The 3,168-nt window shown below is 49.1% G+C and carries 2 protein-coding genes; both read right to left on the bottom strand.

Translation table 11 applies throughout. The annotated features are described in order from the left end of the window. Positions 1–812: 812 nt before the first annotated feature. Positions 813–1,952, bottom strand: a complete 1,140-nt coding sequence (locus tag ACELLULO517_RS28380; protein ID WP_227310863.1) for a helix-turn-helix transcriptional regulator — start codon at positions 1,950–1,952, stop codon at positions 813–815. Positions 1,953–2,384: 432 nt separating this feature from the next. Continuing rightward, a complete protein-coding gene (locus ACELLULO517_RS28375) occupies positions 2,385–2,882 on the bottom strand; it encodes an IS3 family transposase (protein ID WP_264481714.1) in 498 nt (165 codons plus the stop codon). Between the last annotated feature and the right edge of the window lie 286 nt (positions 2,883–3,168).

Here is a 3,168-nt window from a genome sequence, read left to right as displayed (position 1 = left end):
GATACATCCGACAAAGATCCCAGCGTGAACTGATACCAACCATTCGGCTCAGACGAACCAACAAAATCAGACAAAACAACAGGCGCCGACGTCAGCGCACCTATATTACCTGCGTCAAAAAGAGACTGACCGCCTATGCCTTTTTGCGGTGAGGATCCAGACATTGGAGTCAACTCCCTCATGTAACTAGTCTTGCCGCAACGTTAGATGCTGCCAGCTATAATAGTTTGATAAAATAAATCGATTTAGACACGTGCAAGCATCCCTTCACTGGGCAAGCAAAGAATGCTTCATATTTGTTTATAAAAGGAAAAATATCAGAAATTAAATGAGATGGCCTGCTTACTTTATCGAAAAGTCTAATTGAACTCCAAAACAAGTCGATTCTTACAAAGAAACGCACAAAAATCTTCTAGTGATTTTCCGATAACATATCCGTTACGATTAGTCAATGTGATGTCAATAAATATCTAATGCCAAAAGACGATACTGAACCTCATTAACTCTAATATGAAAAATAATTTTCTTATAATGATATAAAAACTATTATGGTATCAAACTTATTATAAAGAGCGAATTCTGAAGGTTTACCTGTGTTAAATGCTAGGTTTATTCCGAGAATAAACGCTTGATTATATTGGAAAATTTTCGAAACTATCTAGAAAAATCCCACCTCAAAAACCAATCTAAAATGTTTATCGGAAACTCATTGTTACTCATCTTGAAACGCCATGAGCCGTAAAGAAATAAACTTACTCACCTTAGTACAACCGGGCGTAGGTTTCCGCCCCTCCCAAATAGGGGGCAAATTACTACGGGGGCACTTCCCATAGCGCTGCGACGCTATGGGTAAGCAATGCTACTGCTTCCGACTGGCGTGAGGCTCCGGTTTTGGCAAGAATGCTTTTGATATGCCAGCGCACTGTTCCAATCCCGATCCTGAAGGCCAGCGCAATAGCCTCGGGTGATCTTCCACGGCCGAGATCCGCCGCAATGGCCGCTTCAGTTGGGGTCAAACCAAAGAGATCGCGGAGCCGGTCGAGGCGCAAGGTCAACTGCTCAGGGTCTTTTATGAACACAAGCGCCAATGGCCCTGGATCAGTCCCTTGGGACCAGCCTGACCGCAGCGGCGCCACTGACAAAGTCAGTGGCAAACGCCCACTACGCGTGATAGCCAGTGCGGATGGCAACGCTTGCAATGATTTTCCAGACGCCAGATCAAGAGCGCCTTGGAGAATCATTGCAAAATGCTCGTGAAGACTTGGTTTGCATAAATGAAAGCGACCATAAAATGATCTGATATCGATGCTTTTTTGCAATACATGATTTGCTAGCGCATTGACGTAAACAATACGCCCCCCTCGATCGAGAACGACGACACCGCTATCCAACTGGTCAAATGCGTCAAGAGCTGCGGCCTGTAAAAAGCTGGCCTTTGTTAGTTGCCGGCCAAGCCGCACGGCTCGCGCCAAGTGAGGTAGGAGCAGAGCAGTGCTTTTTTGGTCAAATGCATCATACGGCGAAGCATCCTCAGGTCGGTGAATGCCAAGGACACCAACCCTCCCTTCTCCCGCAGTGAAGGCAGCACCGACGACATGGAAAATATCATACTCGGCTAAACATTCTCGATAGAAGCCGCTGCTCCGCTGTTCCTCCGGCGTCACAAGCATGTCAGCGGTAACAATTTGGTCCATTCCATATGCGACGGCACGGTCTACCCATAGATCGTTGCGGTGCCAGTAATCTTCCCATTCTCGCTTTTGTTCCGAGAGACGCATGTTTTCTGTCGCTTCTAATAGTTCTATTGCCCCATCTGCACCGTGGAATTTAACGATAGTGCTGGTGGAATTGAATACTTGCGCAATTCGACTAGCCATGCCCTTCCATAAGGACGGGTCTATCGCAGCATCGTAAAGGTGGCCGATCAGATCATTCGGAGGAACGACATTCATACTGCAAACCTAAAATGCTGGCGAAAATATTGTTAGCATAAGGCTCTCCCTCAATCTATGTGGGGGCTGGGAAGGCGAAGCGGAATCATTCGAGCGCGAAGGAGTTCGGCGCAAGCGCGGCCTGGACCGGCTCTGGTGCAAAATTCTATCGGTGTGGTAATTCCGGGGGATAATGGTTGGATGCGGATGCTGGTCTTGAATAGTTTTTTTGGTTGTCATTTTGATCGTGAGATCATCCTCCTCTGTATACGGTGGTATCTGCTGACCTGAGCCCCAACTCTCATCCGGAATTGTGGAGAGTCCGCAGGTTGATTTCTGGGGCGGTAATCCTCCCATTTTCTGTGGGAGCGAGAAGTAGAGCTACGCGGCCATGGCCAGCCGCTGTTTGGGGGTGATTGGACTTGCTTTGGAAAAGTGGAGAGCTGTTTCGGGTCAAGCCGCCTGCCTTTGGTAGGCAGCAGGGCTGATGAAGTCCAGCGACGAGTGCCGCCGGACAGGATTATAGAAGCTGTCGATGTAACGACCGATGGCAGCTTCGGCGTCTGCTCGGGTCATGAAGACAGTCCGCCAGACGAGTTCGGATTTTAAGGTTTTGAAGAAGGTCTCGACAATGGCGTTGTCGTAACAATTGCCTTTGCCGGACATGGAAATCAGCGCGCCGTGTTTTCTCAGCTCGCTCTGATAATCAATGGAACAATATTGGCTGCCGCGATCCGAGTGGCAGATCAGACCTGGATCTGGACGGCGAATGGCAAAAGCCCGACGCAGCGCAGCCAAAGCAAGATTGCGATGCAGTCGGTCACCGACAGACCAGCCGATAATGCGGCGCGAGAACAGGTCCATCACGATGGCCAGGTAAAGCCAGCCTTCTTCGTCGTGCTCTCGTAAAAGATCGCACTGCAACGCTAAATCGTCTGCAAATGCTTTCAATTCAAATCCTCAAGCGCCATGCCCAGCATCGTCTCAGACAGATCGCAGCTCAGATTATCTCCATCGATAGTGAGCTCGAGACCTTGATCTCGACCGACCCTGTTCTAGGGCGGCGGCATCAAGTCCTGAAAAGCATTCCCGGTCTAGATGTTTGATCCCGGGCTTTGATGGTGCGATCTTTTCTTCTGAATGGAGGGAGGCACTATGGGCCAGGTTTTACACGGGAGCGCCACAACGACAGAGGCTGTCCGTCGAGCGATACAGCATAGTCAAGAGAGCCTGAGAG

It is taken from the genome of Acidisoma cellulosilyticum, from assembly GCF_020621385.1.
Classification (GTDB): Bacteria; Pseudomonadota; Alphaproteobacteria; order Acetobacterales; family Acetobacteraceae; genus Acidisoma; species Acidisoma cellulosilyticum.
Note: the sequence above shows the minus strand (reverse complement) of the source record. Positions and strands in the feature narration are given on the sequence as shown.

Excerpts from the sequence above, each read along its gene's own strand:
- ACELLULO517_RS28380 (WP_227310863.1), bottom strand. The coding sequence starts at position 1,952 with ATGAATGTCGTTCCTCCGAATGATCTGATCGGCCACCTTTACGATGCT.